This is a genomic window from Nocardioides aquiterrae, assembly GCF_039526625.1.
Taxonomy (GTDB): domain Bacteria; phylum Actinomycetota; class Actinomycetes; order Propionibacteriales; family Nocardioidaceae; genus Nocardioides; species Nocardioides aquiterrae.
Window position 1 is genome coordinate 457,756 of the sequence record NZ_BAAAJE010000006.1, and the last position, 15,899, is coordinate 473,654.

Below are 15,899 nucleotides of genomic sequence, written 5' to 3' on the forward strand. Positions count from 1 at the left end.
GAACCGGTCGCGGTGGTTGTGCCGCGCTGTCTCGGCCGTCATGACGCCACCTGCTCGGACAGCTTGAAGTACCGGTCGGTCTTCCAGCCGGTGCGGCGGGCGAGCTCGTTGAGGGACCCGCCCCTCGCGGTCCACCGGCGGATCACCTCGACCCGCTCGGCGCGGTTCGCGGGACCGCGCCACTCGCCGGAGAGGATCCGCTGCACGGCGACCTCGTCGACCTCGTCGACGGTGGTGAGGTCGCTGGTCCAGCCGAGGGGCCACGCGAGGGTGCCGGGGTCGTCCCACGCGGCCGGTGGTTGGTGGCCGGCCAGACGTGCGCGGCTGCGGGTGAACGCGGAACGGCCAGGGATGGTCTGGTGGTCGGCGTAGAAGTCGCGGACGCGGCGGGCTACCCCGACGGTGACCATGTCGCTGTACCGCCACTTCCCCGTGGAGGCGATCGGCATCTCGGAGAGCGGGTGACCAGCGGCCATGAGGCTGAAGACGCGGGCCTGGGTGAGGCCGGAGTAGACCTTGAGCCGCGAGTCGAGGTCGGCCTCGGTGAGGGTGGCCAGCGCGAGGTAGGTGGCGCGGCGGACGGGGCGGCCGGCGCGGATCTGCTCGCCGATCCGGGATCCGTGGGTGCCGCCGATGCCGGCGGCGGACCCGATGCCACCGTAGGTGAGGCCGAGCGCGAGCCATGGCTCGAGGACGGCGTAGGTCTCGGCGGCGGAGTACAGCAGCTGGACGCCGCGGTGGCGGTCGTAGCGGAGGTTCTTGTCCTCCCGGGCCCGGCCGAGGAGGCAGGCGTCGCAGGCGTCCTCGTTCGCGCGGCGGTGGGCCTGGTAGCCGGCGCGGGTGCCGTGGCGGGGGTCGTCGGGCGCGATCATGCGAGCTGCCTCCGGATCTGGGAGAGCACCGTGGCGTCCTCGACCTTGAACAAGCCCAAGGCGCCGCGGTACGGGACTGGTCGGTGGAGGACCCGGACCTCACCGAGGACAAGGTGGGCGGCGTTCTCCTCCGCCCACCGAGAGCACATGCGACCCGACAGCGGGTCGTAGCAGGCGTCAGCGGTGTGGATCGCCTCCACCCGGGCGGTCGCGACGAACCCGCCGTCCCCGAACCACGCCGTGTCCGCACGCGGCCCCCCGGCCGTGACGTCGAGGCCGGTGCGGTGGCGCACCACCCGGAACGCTTCCTCGCCCTCCCACCTGGACGACGCGTGCAGCAGCACCGTCCGCCCCGAGGCGGGCAGGAACTGCTTCCGCGCGGCCTCCTGGCCACGCTTGTTCGCCCTGTTCTCGACGTCCTTCCCACCTCTGCAGATGGCCCAGAGGTACGGCTGACGGATGGAGAGCGCCATCATCGGGCGCCGCCCAGGGTGTCAGCGGTGGAGGTAGTCCACTGCGGCGAGGAGCCGCGTGGGGTTGTCGGCGAAGTTCCCCAGGCCCCGGTTGCATGGGCCGCAGAGGATGCCGCGGACGCGGCCCGTGCTGTGGCAGTGATCGACGTGCATCCGATAGCCGCGCGAGTCGGCCGGCGGGTCGCCACAGATGGCGCAGACGCCGCCCTGGGCGGCGAGGATCTCGTCGTACTGCTCAGGCGTGATGCCGTACTTCTGCTTGAGGTAGGAGCGCCGCCGGTGGCGTTCCCACTCGTCTGGGTTCGCGTCTCGCCATGCACGCGTGCGAGCCGACGAACAGGACTTGCAGAGTCCCGGCTTCGCGGACATCCACTTGAGGTCCTTGCGGAGCTTGCAGTCGCGGCAGGAGCGGAGCCGCTCGGCGCGGGCCTCCGCGAGGTGCAGAGCGTACGACTCCGCGCGCTCACGGCGAGTGCCCGGTAGTGGGTCATGCCAGCCGCACTTGCAGGTGGCTCCGGGGCCTCGCAGCACCCCAGGGCGACTGAAGATCCCAGCATGACCGGGGACTCGGATACCCGCCACACCGCCACCCTTCCACTGGCCACCGACAGCAGCTGGCCCGCTGAACCGCTGATCGCGTACATCAGGCACCGCCAGCGAGGTCGAGGGGGCTGGAGGTGGCGTCGAGGGCGTCGACGGTGGCCATGTTCCGCTCGGCCTGGACGTAGTAGGACGGCTTCAGCTCGGCGCCGATGCCGTAGCGGCCCATCCGGACCGCGGTGTAGACCTCGGACCCGACGCCCATGAAGGGCGTGAGAACGCGCTCGCCCGGGAGGGTGCGGAGGTCGATGAACCGTTCGATCACGTCGAGCTGGAGCGGGTGGACGTGCTTCTCGTCGTCCTCGTCCTTAGCGTCCTGGAACGGCAGCACGCGGTCGATGCGTACGTCGTCCCAGACGCTCGACGCGTAGCGGCGCCAGATCCAGTGGGACCAGCGGTTCTCCTTCTGGTCGCCGGTCCAGCCGCGGTAGGGCTCGAGGTCGGCCGGCGGTTCCTCGGAGCCGGCGTAGATCCCGGTGAGGCCCGCGGGGTGGTGGACAGGTTCCGAGGCGCCGGGCTTCCGGAAGATCAGCAGTTCGTCCGGGGCTGCGACACCGCCGAGAGCGGCATCGTCGACGATCGTTTTGTGGGCGAGGTTCTTCGCCATCGTGCGCAGCCGGACGCCGAGGGGCTCCTTCCAGATGACGTGCCGGGCGATGAACGCCCAGCCGCGGGCCTGGTGGGCTCGGATGACGTCGCCGGGAAAGTCGGTGTAAGCGTCGCGGCCGGTGTTGCCGGACGGGACCAGCGCGGCGTGCACGGCGACGGTGCGGCCCGGGATGGTGACCCGGTAGAGCTCGTCGACGACGAACCCGTACATGGTGAAGAACTCGTCGTAGCTGCGGGCGTTCGACAGGTCGCGGTCGTCGCTGGAGTACTGGTACAGCCCCCCGAACGGCGGCGAGTAGATCGCGGCGTGGATCGAGTCGGCCGGGAGCGCCGCGAGGACGTCCATGCAGTCCGCGTTGTAGATCGCGTACCGGTCGGTGATCTGCTGCTTCAGGACGCCAGCCACGGCGGGACCTCCAGGGGGGTGTCGTAGGAGCGGGCCGGGGCGGCGGCCGCGTCGTTCATGTGGGCGACCAGCGCGGTGAACATCCGGTCGGCCTGGTCGGCCTTGCGGTGAAGGTTCGCGAGAGCGTTCTGGCCGCCGGGGGTCGTGATGACGTCGACCTCGACGGGCTGTGTCTGTCCGAACCGCCACATGCGGCGGACGGCCTGGTACAGCTGCTCGTAGGAGTGCGACGGGAAGTAGGTCATCCGGTGGGCGTGCTGCCAGTTGAGGCCCCACGCGCCGATCGAGGGCTTCGTGACGAGGACCCGGATCTCGCCGCGGGTGAAGGCCGCGAGCTTCTCCTCCTTCGCCTCGGGCGCGTCGGACCCGGTGACTTCGACGGCGCCGTCGATCAGCTGCGCGAGGAGCCGGGACTCGTCGTTGAGGTGGCACCACGCCACGGCTGCGTCTGCGTCGGCGAGCCGGGTGGCAGCTGCCTCGCAGCGCTCGGTCAGGGTGCGGCGGGTCTCGGCGCGCTCCTCCGCGAGGCCGACCGCGGGGACGTCGAACAGTCCGCCGTCGTCCTCCCGGCCGGCGTCGACAACGGTGACGCGCTCGACGAGCTCCGGGAGCACGAACGGCCCGTCCTCGAAGCCGTAGTCGGACGGCCTTCGGATTGCGCGCGCCCACGACGACACCCACTGCCAGAACGGGACCTCGGCGTGGCCCTTCAGCCGCCACCCGACGTCACGGCTGGTGGCGGCGAACCGCGACCGGTTCGAGACCGTGCGGTTCTTGTTGGTGAAGAACCTGGTCAGGACGTCGGTGTAGCCCAGGTCGCCGAGGGCCTCGCTGGAGGTGCCGAGCTCGGTGTAGTCGTTCGGGGCGGCGGTTGCCGTCGCGAGGAGCCGGTACGGCGTGCGCCGCATGAACTCGGTGATCTGGGCACGTGTGGCGCCGTCGAACGACTTCAGGATGGAGGACTCGTCGCACACGACGCCGCCGTAGTCCTCGTGGTCGAACTTCCCGAGCTGCTCGTAGTTCGTGACCGTGATCGGGGCAGAGACGTTCCCGTCGCGGGAGAGCGCTGCGTCGTGGCCGAAGCGGTGGGCCTCGTCGACGATTTGGAACCCGACCGCGAGCGGGGTGAGCATCAGGACTGGCTTTCCGGTCTGGCGGTGCACGTTTTCGGCCCACGCGAGGGTCATCGGGGTCTTGCCCAGGCCGCAGTCCGCGAAGAGTCCGGCGCGGCCGCGGCGGACCGCGAAGTCGACCAGCTGCATCTGGAAGTCGAAGAGGTGCTCCGGCATCACGATGGGCTCGAAGCCGCCGCCGTGCGCGAGCTGCGCGCGGCGCTCGAGGAACTCGGCGTACGTCGTGCTCACGCGAGCACCTCCGCGGTCTGCCGGCCCAGCCAATGCGCGACGTTGACGGGCACGGCGTTCCCGGCCTGCATCTGCTGCTCGCCCTGGTTGCCGTGAATGACGTAGGCGGGCACGAACCGCTGGGCGTTCGCTGCCTCGCGGGGCTTGAGCATCCGGAAGTAGCAGTCCTCGACCGCGATCGCCTCGGCGTCGCTGGTGAGGATTCCGTGGGCTTCCCGGGTGGCCATTGTCGACAGCGCCGACGCCGTCGCCGGGTAGGGCTTCGCGCCCTTCCGGTACGGGATCACCAGGGACCGCGTGGACTTCGCGGTGACCGTCCGCAGCGGCTCGGTTACCGGCCGGTTCATCGACGGGTCACCGGCCGCGTATCCGCCGTGGTGGGCGGAGATGAACGCGCCCGGCGGGATGGTGAGGCCGTGGTGGTAGCCGCCGGCGCTGAACGTCGGGACCGGGCCGCTGACGCCGTGGTTCTTCCCGTTGCGGCGCAGCATCGACACGAACGGCTCGGACATGGCGATGCCGTTCTGGATGGTGTTCACCTGCGCCGGCGTCGGGGACTGGTCCACCGGCCAGGCGCGGACGTACCCGTTCGCCGCGCCCGAGGCGCCGTCCCAGGTGTTCCCGGCCGCCGCGACGAGCGCCGGGAGGCCGATCGTCTCGGCGCCCATCGCGATCCGGCGCATGGTGGCCGCGCCGAGCGGCCGCTTGCGGTCCCCGATGCGCTGCCCGAGGTCGGTCCAGTCGATCGCGGCCGCGGCGGGCGACACGTAGGGCTCGACCACGCCGTGGGCCGGGTTCTCGGGGCAGGTGTAGAGGTACTGGGGCCCGTACTTCCCGACCGGCTGGCCGGCGATCCGGCGGGCGCCCGGCTTCCACGCCTGCTCGGCCTCGACGTCGTGGCCGCAGGCGGGGCACCACGCCAGCGGGCGGGGCTTCAGATCGGGGAGCCGGACGCCGCGGCGGGTGATGCCGAAGTAGAGACGGTCGCGCCACTGCGGGGCGTGCTGGTTCACCTCGTCGCCGATGTGCGCGGCGGAGACGCACACGATCTGCACGTTGTAGCCGAGGGTCTCCCAGCCGTGGAGCCACGTCGGGAACAGGTGCCAGTCAGCGGCTTCGACGACGTTTTCCACCAGGATCGCCGAGTGCTCGTGCACCTCGGCGGAGCGGAGCACCTCCCAGAACGTGACCCTGGTGCGCTCGAACGCCTCAGCTGGGACGTGGCCGTGCTCTTCCCAGAGGGTCGGCTGGTCCGCCGCCTGGCGGCGCCGGCGGCCGCCGGCCGGGGAGAGCTCGGTGCAGATCGGCGACGCCCACAGCAGGTCGGTCTTCGGCAGGTAGCGGACGTCGACCTTCTGGATGTCCGCGCACAGGTGCTCGGTGTCAGGGTGGTTGGCGGAGTGCGTCTCGATCGCGCGTTCCCAGTCGTTACCGCGCGCCCGGCCCTGGTGGACCCGGAGGCCTGCGTACGTGTCGAACGATCGGCCGCAGCCGCACTCGAACCGGGTCCGCTTCTTCACCTGGGGGGCGGCGTAGTCGGGGTGCTTGGTCGCCATGTGGCGGCGGAGGTTCTCGAACGAGCGGGAGCAGCAGGGGCAGACGCCGTTGGCGATGCGCTGGCGGTCGCGGGCGTGCGCGGCCCGGGCTGCTTCGCCGTCCCGGATGGAGGCCTCGAGCTGGTCGCGGAGCGCGGTCTCGCGGGCGGTGGCCTGGGCGAGCTTCTGCTCGACCGTGTCGCCGCCCCAGACGCGGGCGTGGCCGCGGGGGCAGTACCAGGTCTCCCCGGTGCGCTTCGTCTGCTCGTAGAAGGTGCGGGTCATCGCGAACTGCAGGCCGCAGCCTCCGCGGTCCTTGGGGCCGCAGTTGACGGTGACGAACTCGACGGTGAGGTGCATGGTCTCCATCAGCGGGTCACCTTTCTGGTCGTGGCCGGAGCTGTGGGGCCGTCGTGGCAGTCAGGGCACGGGCAGTGACCGACCATCCGGACGTCCGTGGACGTCTGCACACCGCAGTGGTGACCGCAGCGGCTGGTGAGTTCCTGCAGGCCGGTCACGACTGGGCCTCGATGTGCACCCGGCCGCAGCCAGCCAGGAGTGCCTGACGCTCGACGGACCGGCAGATCACCCGGTGGGCTTCCTCGCGGGTGGTGAACGGCTGCACCAGCAGCGCGACCGTGCAGCGGACCCCGAGATTCCGTTCGTAGGCGATCGCCTGCGCGGCCTGGGTGGCGACGCGGCCGGCGTCGATGCTGGCGAGGGTGGTCATGCTGCGTCCTTGCTGGTGTCGGCGGGGGTGCTGTCGCACCTGTGGGGGCGGTGCCAGGGGTAGCCAGAAACGAGCTCGCGGGCCTTGTCCTCGGGCATTCCGCCGGAGGTGACCTGGAAGTGCTCGATCAGCTCGCGCGGGGTGAAGGCCTCGCCGGCGACGATCACGTGGCAGCCGACAGCGAGATCCGAGAACGGGGCGCGGTCCTCCCACTCATATGGGCGGCGCTTCGCGTCCGCAGGAGCACCGGCGCGTCGAGCGAAGATCAGCTTCGTCTCGCAGCCCGGCCGGTTGCACCACGCCCACGGCTTCTTCGGAGGCGTCATGATGCACCGCCCTCAGCGTTCGGAGAGCTGCCCGCTGCGAGCAGCCGCAGGGCGGCGTCCACCTGGCGCTTGGCGTAGCCGAAGGGGTCCTCCAGCGACTGCGCGACGCCTTCCAGCTGCCGCGCTGCGCGCTTCGTCGCCTCCCGCACAACCATCGCGTCCACGACCGTCTCGGCGATCAGGCCGTCATCCACGCGGTGCCAGATTTCGCGGGCGTCCGCCGCCTCCTCGATCTTCTTCAGCAGGTCGTGCACGCGTGCGGCGTGGGGAGTGTCCGCCCCTATCTGACGCTGCGCGAGACGCTCGCGAGCGTCGTCCCAGAGTCGCTGATACCGGTCACGGTCGCGTTCGGCCTCACCCAGCGCGGTGCTCTGCCGGTAGAACGACCACGCCAGGAGCCGCTGCAAGCCGGGGGCGGGGTTCTTGGGGTGCAGCTTCGGCGCAGGCCGCACGATCGTCATGGACCGCGTGCGTCGGCCGGACGGGGGCGACATGATGCCCCAGGCCTCTGGGATCTCCAGTCCCTCGACCAGGGCAGGGTCGGCAATGACGAGCCACCACCGCTCGCAGAACTGGAGCCACGGCTCGGCCTTCGTGGGGTCCTGCAACTCGACCATCACGTCGGCGCGCGTCACCTTGATCTCGTGGCCGATGAGGCCCGTGCCGCCCGACGTGGTGAGCGGCATCCAGAGCGCGTCGGCGCGGCGTCGGCCGTCAGGGGAGCCGATCTCGGAGGCGAACACGCCGCCCGCCGGCCGGCCGGCGGGCAGGTAGTGCCGCCGGAGGATCGCGGTCAGGTCGGCCGCCGTCGTGAGCTGGACGGTGTCGGTCATCACGACGCCTCCAGCTCGAACAGGGTGGGCTCGTCGACGTCATCGACAGCGACCGGCGGCGGGACCTGCTTGCGGCGCGGAGCCGGGGGAGTGACCGGCGGGCGGGAGTCGTCCCGGACCGGGACGTACACCTTCACGGCAGCGGCGTTGGTCGACTCCAACGTCGACGGCGTCGTTCGGCCCTTCCACTCGATCAGGCCCTCACGCTGTGCCCGGATGAACCCGCGGGAGATCAGCGCCTTCCGCACCGGCGGGAGGTGGTCGCGGCAGTCGTTGATGCTGAAGGGCTGCCCCTGAGCGGCGAACGCCTCGATGACGGCGTAGATCACGGCCCGGTCCCAGTCGTCCGACGGGCCGTACTCGCGCACGGCATCGTTGAAGCGACGGAGCCCGGCGCGGATCGCGCGCTTCGTCTCCTCGGTCGGCGGGCACTCGACGACCTGGTCCTCCCAGCTCACGACCGCGCTCCTCTCCACCGGTCGATGAGCGCCCCGAGACGCTCATCACCGAACTCCCACCGGACGGACGGGTGGGGGTAGAACGCGACCTGCGTCTCGCAGGCCGGGGGACCGGAGAACGGCGACAGGCCGGACGAGGGAGAACACCCGCCGCCGCTCTCCGGTGTCTGGCCCGGTCCTGCCGCAGCTTCCCCACTACGAGCAGGACCGGGAGTCAGGGTGACCTCGGCGCTCAGCTGTCGCGGCACCGAGGGGAACAGGAACGCGAGGAGCCGGCCGATCACTGGTCCTCACCTCCGACCAGGCGGAGATCGGGCCGGCTGGGGACGGCGCCGAGGATCACCGGCACGTCCGGGTCGGCCTCAGCGGCGGCCTGTGCCGCGGCGGTCCGGATCGCCTCCACGTCGTGCAGACCCAGCGGCCGGCCGACCGTCGTCACACCCCCCGACGCGACAGCGAACTCGACCGAGTCCGCGATCGCGACCGCAGTGTCGACGTCGACCATCAGACCGACCAGGCCCGGTGCCGCGAACGTCGCGATCGGGTTCCGGGCCGTCACGACCGACCACCGCCCTCAGCGGGCGCGTCGGCCAGGGCGCCGCACCCGCAGCCCGGGAACGGGCACTCGCCGAGCTCGGTATGGTCGGCGTTCGGGTGGCCGCAGGTGCAGTCGACGTACTCCGGCTCGGGAGCCTGGGGTTCGGGCGGAAGGGTTGGCTCGTCGTCGTCCGTCATGATCCGACGACCGCAGTTCCCGCAGGTCCCATCACCCCGGTCGTCTACGACTCCACACAGGCACCATGCGGGCGAAGAGGGGATTTCGGACGCGCAGCCGTGCTCGGCAACATGGGCCGCGTCCTCATCGAGCGCAGTCGCCACGGCGTGCCCGACGTGCAACCGCCAGTCGGGCCAGTCGTAGAGCCCCTGACCGCCGTTGCAGGAACACCGCACCAGCCGGTTCGGGCGCTCGTCGGGAACGTGGTCGCTCAGGACGTCCGCGACGATGTGGGGTCGGCGCCACCGAACGGTCTCAACCACGGCCATCGCCCCCAGCGGGCGGAGCGCTCAGGTTCACCGGCCGCGGACCCTGCTCGGTCCCGATCATCACGGCGTTGTCCGGGGACATGGCAGCAGCGCCGTCGAGCAGAGCGCCGAACGCGTTCTTGGCCTGCTGCTCGCGCTCGGGCGTGGCCGTGGCGCACGGGAAGCACACCCACGATCCGCCCGGACCGTAGGGCCGGAGGTCGTCCTTCTCCGTCGTCCCGCAGTAGTGGCAGGCGTGCTCCGCGTTCTCGGCCGTCGGGGTGTGAGCATTCGGCGAGCTCATGCGCCCTCCTCGGTCATCAGCTGGCCCTGCGCTGCCACGGCGGCGACTGCGCCGGAGCCGTGGAACAGGTCGTCCAGGGTGTCGGTGTCGGGGTTGTAGGACATGGCGTCGAGAACCCACCTGGTCCACTCGGGCGGCTTCGCTCCAGCGAATCCGTCGTTGCGCTTGGGCGCGATGAGCACGTCGGGGACGCAGCCGGCACCGTTGCGGCTGCTGCGGCGCCCCTCGGGCGGGTAGAGCAGGACGAGCTCGTACTTGCCGTGGATTCGGGCGGGACCGGGCATGGCGTTGGGCTTGACCCAGACCATGACGCGGACCTCGACCGGCAGGGGCCGGTAGGCGTCGAGTCCGTCGATGGACGTGGCGATTGCCCCAGCCGGCGCCGGGGCGGGCGCCGGGGTCCGGATCGGCTCAGGAACCGACGGCGCGGTCAGGGGCTCGAACTCGATCTCGCGGGGGTCAACTCCGATGTCGCCCATCACTTCACCTCCGGCTTGGTCGCAGTAGTCGTGCGCGGCCTCGTCCTCCCGGAACCGCTCCCAGTCCTCATCGGTCGCGCCGTCGCGGATCCACATGCGGGTACCGCACGGGCAGACCATGACCGCGACAGCGTCACGGGGTATGCGCCCGAGTCGCAGGTCCCACAGCTCCTCGAGCTCGCCGACGCGGACGGTGCCGTCGGGGCGGTCGGCCGACGCCCAGCGTCGCCGGGCCGCGGCCTTCGCACGCCGGCGTGCGGCGCCGCTCCGCGGTGTGGCGATGGCGGTTGCGGTGTTCGTCATGGGACGATTCCTCTCGTTCGTGAGCCCCTGGTGCGTCTTGGTGGATGGCCGGGGGCTCCGGCTTTCTGCTGCTGGATGTGGTGTTCGGGCGTCAGGCGCTGTCGGCGAGTTCCCGCTCCCACGGGGGCTGGTAGACGCCCTTGTTCCTGCGATCGACGGCCCGGTCGCGGGCGTCGCTCTTCTTCCGCGCGGCGAGGGCCTGGGCGTCGCGTTGCGCGTCGACCTCCCGCTGCACCGCGGCCGCTTCGATCTCCTCGGGGGTCCGCTCGGCCGCGACCAGGGCCCGGCGGCGACGGAGGAGCTCGACCTCGAAGTCGTAGCGGGCCTGCCGGCCGGGCTCGGCCGGGCGGCGCATCGAGTGGACGTCGATGAACCCGTGGACCACGGACGCGACGAACGCGACCCGCCGGTTCTCCTCGACGGTCCGGCACAGCACCAGCGCAGTCACCAGGTCCCCGAGGGTCACCCCGGCCGGGCCGCCGTACTCCCGGAGGAAGTCGTCACGGGAGACCGGCTGCGAGGCCCGGCGCGCCATGGCAGACAGACGGGCCTCGCAGCGTGCGCACAGCCGCCGGGCTTCCGTTGCCACCGTCGGCCCACTCCGGGGTACGACCGACAGCTGGCGGGTGCGCGCAGAACAGACCGGCCGGGCGGCACGGGGGACAAACCGCCCGGACGGCGTCAGGGGACCGGCGTACACGTGGAACACACCAGAGCCGGGACGGTGCACCAGGGACGCGTGGAGACGGGCCGCGACCAGGCCGACGTGGGCGGTCACGCGTCCTCCAGCTGGTTCCACCACTCCTCGAGCGCGGACGCCGAGATGCGGTACCCCTTGCCGATCTTCTTGGCCTTCAGCGTTGCGCCCTCGGTCGCCTTGATCGCGCGGCGGATGGTGTCCGGACCGACCCGCTTGATGGCGGCGGCCTCCTGGATCGTGTAGGCCTCTTCGGCCGAGACGGTGGTCACGCCGCCACCGGGTGCTTGATCGCGATCTGCTCGACGTCGAGCACCTTGGCGGCGCGGGCGAGCAGGTGGTCCGGCAGCGGCTTGCGTCCCGCCTCAATGTTCGAGAGGTAGGCGTAGGAGATGCCGAGCTGGTTTGCGAAGTCGCCGAGCTTCCACCCTCGCGTGGTGCGCAGCGTACGGAGGGTCGCTCCGACGCGCTGCCGTTCGGCCAGGTCGGCCGGCGAGACCAGTTTCGGAGTCATGCGGAAGACCGTAAGGAACATCAGGGAACATGTCAAGGACAACACGGAAGAACGTGCCGAAGAATGCATCTTGGCAGGTCAAATGCCCTGACATTTGCGTAGTTCCACCGTTGTATTCCCGCATGACTGCCCCGGTGTACGGGAATGCGCCCGTTGATGTTCCCTAGGGTTTCCGCAACGCTCTCGGTATGAACGCAAGGCGAGACCCCCATGGCCCAGAACAGCAGTCAGCGGCGCGCGAGCGATCTAGTCGCCGCATGGCTGGCTCAGAACGAGAAGAACCCGGCCTGGCTGGTCGATCAGACCGGCGCGGACCCGGGCACCATCGGCGACTTCCTGAACGGCGTGCGATGGCCGAAGACGGGAACGCAGGGCAAGATCGAGAAGGCTCTTGGCTGGCAGCCCGGCACCATCCGCCAGATCGGCAACGGCGCCGACTTCGACCCTCCGATGGTGAATCTCCGCAAGGACAGCCCGACGAGCTCTGCCGGCCGGACCGAGGAAGCGGACTCCCTCCTCTACCGCCGGCCAGACGGCATCTCGGACTCCGAGTGGGACAAGCTCAAGTCCGAGACCCGTGACTACCTGGAGTGGCTCATCGAGAAGGCCTCCCGCGAGCGATAGGCCACCGCCCCTCAAGTTCCCGGCGCGGAGCACCGAAGAGCCCATACCTGGCGTGAACGATCCGCACTCGGGGAGGCGGGATCAGTCAGTGTCGGCGGTATCCCCAAAGATGCGGACTCGTTGTACCCGAAAACCGACCCGGGCAGCTGGTCGGAGCCCGGGCAGCCACCAGCGATCCATCAGGGGGTAGTGAACGTGCACAACGTCGGGACCGCCGCCCGCGCCCACAGGTACGACCCCGGAGCCGATGCTGCCCTGCGGCATCCCGACTGGGTGATACGACATCGGAACCTCCACGGCGTCCCGGAGGTTCTGTGCCTGAGACGCCGAGTGATCCTGATCGAGAACACCCACGACCGAGCCACCCGGCGATGCAACCTCGCGCACGCGATCGCCCACATCGACCTCGCACACAAGGCGACGAGCGGCATCCTGTCGAAGCGGCAGGAGCTGGCCGCGGATCTGCTCGCCGCCCGCCGGCTGATCGCGCTCAGCGACCTTGCCCAGGCGGCCGTGTGGGCCGAGTCCTTCGAAGAGCTGGCCCGCGAGCTGGACGTCGATGATCGGGTGCTCTGGGTCCGGTACCGCCACCTCCATCCATCGGAGCGCGGGCACCTGTTCCGGGTCTTGGACGCGAAGATCCTCACGGCCTAGAAGCCGCGGCCGGTGTATTACACCCGGACCTAGCGTTCGGGCCGTGCCGAACCAGCCCGCCACACCTGCCATCGTGTTTCGGGCCCCCGACGAGCTCCGGGACGCCCTGCAGCGGATCGCCGATGACCGGGGTGAGACGTTGTCCGCCGTCGTGCGCCGCGCCTGCTCGGAGTACGTGCGGCGCTACCCGCTCGACGAGTCCTGAACCTCGCGCGGGCTGAGCTCGAGGACGCCGGCGACGGCCTGCATCGCTTCGAGGGACGCCCGCTGCCCGGGGTGCTGGTAGAGCCGGGTGGTGAGGATCGACGAGTGTCCGATCAGGGCGGTGATCTGGTGGGGGTCGACGCCGGCCTCGAGCAGCTGCGTCGCGGTGGTGTGTCGCGCCTCGTGCGGGTGGTAGTACCGGCCGCCCGGGTGACCGACGCCCGCCGTGCCCTGGAGGGCGTGCCACTCCTCGCGGTCCTGCTTCTCGTTCGCCGGTCGCCCGTCGACGGTCGGCCAGACGAGGCCCCACGGGTTCTTGGGCGCGATCTCCTTCCAGTCCGCGAGCGCTTCCCGCATGGCGGGCACGAGCGGCACCATCCGGAACCCGGCCTTGGACTTCGGTGGGAGGAGGTGGAAGCCGTCGATCAGGTGTCGGTGCGCGAGGCCGTCGGGGATCCGGAACCCGCTGGCCGGGTGGCGGGGCTCGACGTAGGGGAGGGCCTGCAGCTCCCACTCCACGGTGACGAGGCCGGCGTCGAGGTCGACGCAGTCCCAGGTGAGGCCGAGGCATTCGCCCTGCCGCATCCCGTGCAGGAACGCCATCGCCCACCGCGAGCCGTGGGGGAGGAAGGAGGCGACCTGGAGCATCGCGAGCGCCTCGGGGATCGACATGGCGGTCCGGTCGCTGACGGCCTTGGTCGGTGCCTTCACGTCGAGCACGCGGCGCGGCACCTGGTGGCCCTCGGTGATCGCGGCGCGCAGCATCGCCGTCAGGGTCGTGTGGGTGCGCAGCGCCGTCGACGTCGACCGGCCGGCCTTCCGCTGCGCCTCGGCGACGGCGCGGACGTCGGCCGGCGTCAGCTGCTCGAGGTGCTTGTGCCCGATGGTCGGGACGATCCACTGGCGCACCGCGGACCGGTCCGTCGCCCACGGCTTCGGCCGAAGGGTGCGCTGGGTCATCTCCAGCCAGGTGTCGGACCACGCCTTCACCGACGTGCGCGAGCTCGCGGCCGGCGGCCCCTCGGCGGCGATCTGTCGCTGCCGCTCCTTCAGCTTGGCCTTCGCCTCGGCCTCGGTCTTCCCGGTGACCGTGACGCGGCGGCGCGTGCCGCGCGCGGTGTACCCGGCCTCGATCACGCCGGCCCAGCGGCCGTCGCCGCGCTGGTAGACCGACCCGGTGCCGTACTGCCGCCGCTTCCGCTCGCGGGTCACTGGCCTACCCCGGGCGGTGTGCTCAGGTCGACGACGGACGCGGTGAGGTAGCCGCAACCGAGGCAGCAGGCAGCGACAGACGCCACCGAACCGAGGCCGTCACTCGCTGTCGACCAATCGGTCCCGCCGCACTCGGGGCAAGCACTCTCGGCCTGGTGCTGCTCGTTGATCGTCATTGCCTACCTCCTGCGTATGACAGCCATCTTGTTAGCCATGTGCAGCCTATGCAACGCCCGACGAAATGGACGAAACCCCCTGTGAACAGGGGGTTTCAGCGTCGGCTACGCGTCCTAGCGTATCATTCGCAATGAGAAGGTCAGGGGTTCGAATCCCCTCAGCTCCACCATGTGATCTCTCAGGAGATCCCGGACTGCCCGGACCCTAGTTGGGGTCCGGGTTTTCTGTTTCTGGGGTCTGGGCCTGGGGGTCGGCCGGTGGGTTGGTAGTCGCGGGTGGGGTCGATGGTCAGCTCGCGGAGGAGTTCTCCGGTGGCGGCGTCGATGACGCGGACGTGGAGGTCGTCGACGAGCTTGATGACGCGGGTTCGGCGGTGGGCCCAGCCGATGCCGATGTGGTGCAGCCGCCCGTTGACGCGCAGGGTGAGCTTGCCGTTGCTGTCGATGACGTCGTGCAGCACGCGGTAGTGGGTCTCGCCGGTCCGGTCGGCGCCGGGGGTGGCCTTGGGGCGGGCCTGGTAGGCGGTGGCCGGGGTCGCTAGGTGTGGAAGGGAGCGGTGCGGGCGGCGATGGTTGTACTCCTCGACGAAGACGTCGATGAGGGCCTGCAGCTCGGTGAGCGTGGCTGGCTGGGCCGGTTGGGCGGTCAGCCACTTCTTCAGCGTCTGCTGGAACCTCTCGACCTTCCCGGTCGTGGTCGGGTGGTTGGGTCGGGTGTTCTTCTGCACGATGTCGAGGCGTCGTAGCTCGGACTCGAGTCCGTTGCGGCCACCGCGGCCGCCGGAGAAACGGGTTGTGTAGACCATGCCGTTGTCGGTGAGCACCGATGCGGGGTACCCGTGCTGACCTGCGGCTTCGCTGAAGGTGGTCACCGCGATCGGCCCGGTGACGCGGTGGTGGGCGGACACGTGTAGCGCGTAGCGGGCGTGGTCGTCGAGCCAGGTGATGATCTCGGTGTCTGCACCGGTGCCGGTGTAGTCAGTGAGTCGGTAGTGGGTGAAGTCGGACTGCCAGGTTTCGTTCGGCATGGCTGCTTCGAAGCGGGTGTAGGAGCTCCTGGGTCGCTTCTTCGGGCTGGGTTCGACCAGCCCGTGGCGGGTCAGGGTCCGCGACACGGTCGCGGGGGAGATCGTGATCTGGTGGTGGTGCTCCAGGTGCCAGGCGATGGTGTCGGGGCCTGCGTCCAGGCCGGTGTCGGCCAACTTCTTGCGCAGCTCGACGATCAGCGTGATCGCCCGGTCGCTGATCGCGGTCGGGTTCGTCTTGGGTCGTCGGGATCGTGGCTCGAAGGCGGCCTCGCCCTCGGCGCGGTAGCGGGCCAGCAGTTCGTAGGTCCACGACCTCGACACGCCATAGGCGGCCACGACGTCGGCGACGGTGCGGCCTTCGATCTCGATCGCGGTGATGATCAGCCGGGCTTTCGACACGCCCGCAGCCTCGGGCCACGTGCACTCGTGCCGGTGGGGTTCAGTCCGGGATGTCTTGAGAGATCAGTCCGGGATG

At 70.5% G+C, this 15,899-nt stretch carries 22 protein-coding genes; 3 read left to right on the forward strand and 19 right to left on the reverse strand.

The genetic code is table 11. From position 1 onward, the window contains the following. Window positions 1-38: 38 nt before the first annotated feature. The 17 genes from ABD086_RS09025 to ABD086_RS09105 all read right to left on the reverse strand — a co-directional run bounded on the left by ABD086_RS09025 (window position 39) and on the right by ABD086_RS09105 (window position 11,526). Window positions 39-872, reverse strand: coding sequence for a hypothetical protein (locus tag ABD086_RS09025; protein WP_343907159.1), 834 nt, complete (start codon window positions 870-872; stop codon window positions 39-41). Beyond that, the gene (locus ABD086_RS09030; protein ID WP_343907160.1) at window positions 869-1,345 is read right to left on the reverse strand and encodes an ASCH domain-containing protein; all 477 of its coding nucleotides are present in this window, start codon (window positions 1,343-1,345) and stop codon (window positions 869-871) included. The genes ABD086_RS09025 and ABD086_RS09030 overlap by 4 nt, the downstream gene beginning before the upstream one ends. Window positions 1,346-1,366: 21 nt before the next feature. Continuing rightward, window positions 1,367-1,714, reverse strand: a complete 348-nt coding sequence (locus ABD086_RS09035; protein WP_343907161.1) for an endonuclease VII domain-containing protein — start codon at window positions 1,712-1,714, stop codon at window positions 1,367-1,369. Window positions 1,715-1,988: 274 nt separating this feature from the next. Next, window positions 1,989-2,960, reverse strand: a complete 972-nt coding sequence (locus ABD086_RS09040) for a DNA-methyltransferase (protein ID WP_343907162.1) — start codon at window positions 2,958-2,960, stop codon at window positions 1,989-1,991. Beyond that, on the reverse strand, window positions 2,945-4,324 hold the full coding sequence (locus tag ABD086_RS09045) for a DEAD/DEAH box helicase (protein ID WP_343907163.1): 1,380 nt from the start codon (window positions 4,322-4,324) through the stop codon (window positions 2,945-2,947). Before ABD086_RS09045 ends, ABD086_RS09040 begins: the two co-directional genes overlap by 16 nt. Beyond that, window positions 4,321-6,228, reverse strand: a complete 1,908-nt coding sequence (locus ABD086_RS09050) for a DNA cytosine methyltransferase (protein WP_343907164.1) — start codon at window positions 6,226-6,228, stop codon at window positions 4,321-4,323. The genes ABD086_RS09045 and ABD086_RS09050 overlap by 4 nt, the downstream gene beginning before the upstream one ends. A gap of 145 nt (window positions 6,229-6,373) precedes the next feature. After that, window positions 6,374-6,589 carry a hypothetical protein gene (locus ABD086_RS09055; RefSeq protein WP_343907165.1) on the reverse strand — a complete coding sequence of 72 codons (216 nt, stop codon included), beginning with the start codon at window positions 6,587-6,589 and terminating at the stop codon, window positions 6,374-6,376. Then, the gene (locus ABD086_RS09060; protein WP_343907166.1) at window positions 6,586-6,915 is read right to left on the reverse strand and encodes a hypothetical protein; all 330 of its coding nucleotides are present in this window, start codon (window positions 6,913-6,915) and stop codon (window positions 6,586-6,588) included. Before ABD086_RS09060 ends, ABD086_RS09055 begins: the two co-directional genes overlap by 4 nt. Beyond that, the gene (locus ABD086_RS09065; RefSeq protein WP_343907167.1) at window positions 6,912-7,748 is read right to left on the reverse strand and encodes a hypothetical protein; all 837 of its coding nucleotides are present in this window, start codon (window positions 7,746-7,748) and stop codon (window positions 6,912-6,914) included. Before ABD086_RS09065 ends, ABD086_RS09060 begins: the two co-directional genes overlap by 4 nt. Next, window positions 7,748-8,206, reverse strand: a complete 459-nt coding sequence (locus ABD086_RS09070) for a hypothetical protein (RefSeq protein ID WP_343907168.1) — start codon at window positions 8,204-8,206, stop codon at window positions 7,748-7,750. Before ABD086_RS09070 ends, ABD086_RS09065 begins: the two co-directional genes overlap by 1 nt. 280 nt (window positions 8,207-8,486) lie before the next feature. Further along, entirely contained in the window at window positions 8,487-8,765 is a 279-nt protein-coding gene (locus ABD086_RS09075) for a hypothetical protein (protein WP_343907169.1), read from the reverse strand. Next, the gene (locus ABD086_RS09080; RefSeq protein ID WP_343907170.1) at window positions 8,762-9,250 is read right to left on the reverse strand and encodes a hypothetical protein; all 489 of its coding nucleotides are present in this window, start codon (window positions 9,248-9,250) and stop codon (window positions 8,762-8,764) included. The genes ABD086_RS09075 and ABD086_RS09080 overlap by 4 nt, the downstream gene beginning before the upstream one ends. Continuing rightward, the gene (locus ABD086_RS09085; protein ID WP_343907171.1) at window positions 9,237-9,533 is read right to left on the reverse strand and encodes a hypothetical protein; all 297 of its coding nucleotides are present in this window, start codon (window positions 9,531-9,533) and stop codon (window positions 9,237-9,239) included. Before ABD086_RS09085 ends, ABD086_RS09080 begins: the two co-directional genes overlap by 14 nt. Next, entirely contained in the window at window positions 9,530-10,315 is a 786-nt protein-coding gene (locus ABD086_RS09090) for a hypothetical protein (protein ID WP_343907172.1), read from the reverse strand. The genes ABD086_RS09085 and ABD086_RS09090 overlap by 4 nt, the downstream gene beginning before the upstream one ends. A 91-nt stretch (window positions 10,316-10,406) precedes the next feature. Continuing rightward, window positions 10,407-10,850, reverse strand: a complete 444-nt coding sequence (locus ABD086_RS09095) for a hypothetical protein (protein ID WP_343907173.1) — start codon at window positions 10,848-10,850, stop codon at window positions 10,407-10,409. Between the two features lie 239 nt (window positions 10,851-11,089). Beyond that, window positions 11,090-11,284: a helix-turn-helix domain-containing protein gene (locus ABD086_RS09100; RefSeq protein WP_343907174.1), complete on the reverse strand. Its 195-nt coding sequence runs from the start codon at window positions 11,282-11,284 to the stop codon at window positions 11,090-11,092. Then, window positions 11,281-11,526: a helix-turn-helix domain-containing protein gene (locus ABD086_RS09105; RefSeq protein WP_343907176.1), complete on the reverse strand. Its 246-nt coding sequence runs from the start codon at window positions 11,524-11,526 to the stop codon at window positions 11,281-11,283. The genes ABD086_RS09100 and ABD086_RS09105 overlap by 4 nt, the downstream gene beginning before the upstream one ends. Window positions 11,527-11,736: 210 nt before the next feature. Here ABD086_RS09105 and ABD086_RS09110 point away from each other — a divergent pair, with 210 nt between their 5' ends. From ABD086_RS09110 to ABD086_RS09120, 3 genes are all read left to right on the forward strand, one after another. Then, entirely contained in the window at window positions 11,737-12,150 is a 414-nt protein-coding gene (locus tag ABD086_RS09110; protein ID WP_343907177.1) for a hypothetical protein, read from the forward strand. Window positions 12,151-12,423: 273 nt separating this feature from the next. Continuing rightward, on the forward strand, window positions 12,424-12,804 hold the full coding sequence (locus ABD086_RS09115) for an ImmA/IrrE family metallo-endopeptidase (RefSeq protein ID WP_343907179.1): 381 nt from the start codon (window positions 12,424-12,426) through the stop codon (window positions 12,802-12,804). A gap of 43 nt (window positions 12,805-12,847) precedes the next feature. Continuing rightward, on the forward strand, window positions 12,848-13,009 hold the full coding sequence (locus ABD086_RS09120; protein ID WP_343907180.1) for a ribbon-helix-helix domain-containing protein: 162 nt from the start codon (window positions 12,848-12,850) through the stop codon (window positions 13,007-13,009). Here the strand turns inward: ABD086_RS09120 and ABD086_RS09125 are convergent. Then, complete coding sequence (locus ABD086_RS09125) at window positions 12,988-14,220, reverse strand: tyrosine-type recombinase/integrase (RefSeq protein WP_343907181.1); 1,233 nt, start codon at window positions 14,218-14,220, stop codon at window positions 12,988-12,990. The two genes, ABD086_RS09120 and ABD086_RS09125, sit on opposite strands and share 22 nt — an antisense overlap. A gap of 355 nt (window positions 14,221-14,575) precedes the next feature. Next, window positions 14,576-15,823 carry an IS481 family transposase gene (locus tag ABD086_RS09130; RefSeq protein WP_343907182.1) on the reverse strand — a complete coding sequence of 416 codons (1,248 nt, stop codon included), beginning with the start codon at window positions 15,821-15,823 and terminating at the stop codon, window positions 14,576-14,578. Window positions 15,824-15,899: the final 76 nt, after the last annotated feature.